Here is a 2070-nt window from a genome sequence, read left to right on the forward strand (position 1 = left end):
CTACAAGACAGCTTACAATCTGGCATTGGTCCGGGCGCAAAACGGCGATCCGGCGGCGCAGACCTTGGTGGCCGAGATCCTGTCGCGGGGGCTCGGTGTGCCGGTCAATTCGGCGCAAGCGGCGAAATGGTACGCGCTGGCCGCCGAACAGGGTGTGCCGGAATCGCAGTTCCAGTATGCGCTGATGCTGCTCGACGGCCGCTACGTCAAAAAGGATGGAAAAGAGGCCTACGCCTTGATGCAGGCCGCCGCCGAAGCCGGCAACCGGCTGGCGCAATTCAATTTCGCGCAGATGCTGGTCCAGCAGGACCCCGGCGACGCCGGCATGGCCAAGGCGGTTTCCTACTATGAGCGCGCCGCCGCGACCGGCCTCGCGGACGCGCAATATGCAATGTCGCAGATCTACGCCAACGGTGTCGGTGGCAAGCCACGTGACGACGCCCAGGCAAGGCGCCTGCTGGCGCAGGCCGCAAGGCAGAACTACGACACCGCGCAGATCGATCTCGCCGCCTGGATGATCGAAGGCCGCGGCGGTGCGCGCGACCTGAAATCCGCCTTCGGCTGGATGAAGCAGGCGGCGGAGGGCGGCAATGTCGCCGCCCAGAACCGCCTGGCCAAGCTCTATATGCAAGGCATCGGCACTGATCCGGACCTTGTGCTTGCCGGCGCCTGGTACGTCGTCGCCCGCCGTGCCGGCCTCATCGACCCACAGATGGACGACTTCCTGCAGGGGCTGGACGACGACCAGACCAAGCAGGCGCTGCAGAAGGCCAACCGGCTGCCTTGACGGCGGTTCTCGCGGTCATCGCAAGTGTAACCTCGGCTCCCCTCGCCTGGCACCGACCTGCCCGCTCCCTTGCCTCTTCTGGCGATTTGTGGTCTTGGGAGCCCGAAATCGCTTTCCCAGCGAACATCCATACCGACGGCGTGGCCGTTGGCATCATTCCGGATCATCTCATCATGGCCAAGATCAATGGCAACGAAATCCGTCCCGGCTATGTCATCGAGCATGATGGCGGGCTTTGGGTGGCGGTCAGGACCAACACCGTCAAGCCCGGCAAGGGCGGCGCCTACAATCAGGTCGAACTGAAGAACCTCATCAACGGCACCAAGCTCAACGAGCGCTTCCGCTCGGCCGAGACCGTCGAACAGATCCGGCTCGACCTGAAGGATTTTTCCTTCCTTTACGCGCAGGAAGACGCACTGGTGTTCATGGACACCCAGAGCTACGAGCAGCTCGAATTGAACAAGGACTTCGTCGGCGATCGCGCCGCCTTCCTGCAGGACGGCATGATGGTGACGGTCCAGCTCTACGAAGAGCGGCCGATCGGCATTTCGCTGCCCGACTATGTGACGCTGACCATCACCGAGGCCGACCCGGTGGTGAAGGGTCAGACGGCGGCATCGTCCTACAAGCCGGCGATCCTGGAGAACGGCATCCGCGTCCTGGTGCCGCCCTTCATCGGCGCCGGCGAGCGCATCATCGTCGACACCAACGAAATCACTTACGTGCGCCGCGCCGACTGACGCATGTCGCCCAGAAGTGGCCGGGTTCCGGGTCACCGACATGCATCGAGGCAGAATTTAAAGCGCAGCACCGGGAAAAAGCACTATGGCACGCTCAGCCCTTCTCAACGTCATGGTCCAGGCCGCAATGAAGGCCGGCCGCTCGCTGTCGCGCGACTTCGGCGAGGTGCAGAACCTGCAGGTCTCGATGAAGGGCCCCGGCGATTATGTCAGCCAGGCCGACCGCAAGGCAGAGGACATCGTCTTTGCCGAATTGTCCAAGGCTCGGCCCGGCTATTCCTTCCTGATGGAAGAGCGCGGCGTGGTTGAAGGCGACGACGGCCAGCATCGCTGGATCGTCGACCCGCTCGACGGCACCACCAATTTCCTGCACGGCATTCCGCTCTTTGCCGTTTCGATCGCGCTGGAGCGCCAGGGCCAGATCGTCGCCGGCGTCATCTACAATCCGGCGATGGACGAACTCTACACCTGCGAACGCGGGGGCGGCGCCTTCATGAACGACCGCCGCTTGCGCGTCGCCGGCCGCATCAAGCTGGTCGACAC

3 protein-coding genes are annotated in these 2070 nt (G+C 63.6%); all 3 read left to right on the plus strand.

Features of this window, described 5'->3' with window-relative positions; genetic code table 11:
• Positions 1-787 (plus strand): tetratricopeptide repeat protein (locus tag EN964_RS32690; RefSeq protein ID WP_164776236.1); only part of this gene is annotated, 787 nt, incomplete at its 5' end.
• Positions 788-960: 173 nt separating this feature from the next.
• On the plus strand, positions 961-1527 hold the full coding sequence (gene efp, locus EN964_RS32695) for an elongation factor P (RefSeq protein WP_013529127.1): 567 nt from the start codon (positions 961-963) through the stop codon (positions 1525-1527).
• A gap of 85 nt (positions 1528-1612) precedes the next feature.
• A partial coding sequence (locus EN964_RS32700; protein WP_164776238.1) for an inositol monophosphatase family protein occupies positions 1613-2070 on the plus strand: 458 nt, incomplete at its 3' end.

Source organism: Mesorhizobium sp. M7A.F.Ca.CA.001.10.2.1, from assembly GCF_003998575.1.
In the GTDB taxonomy this organism is placed as follows: domain Bacteria; phylum Pseudomonadota; class Alphaproteobacteria; order Rhizobiales; family Rhizobiaceae; genus Mesorhizobium.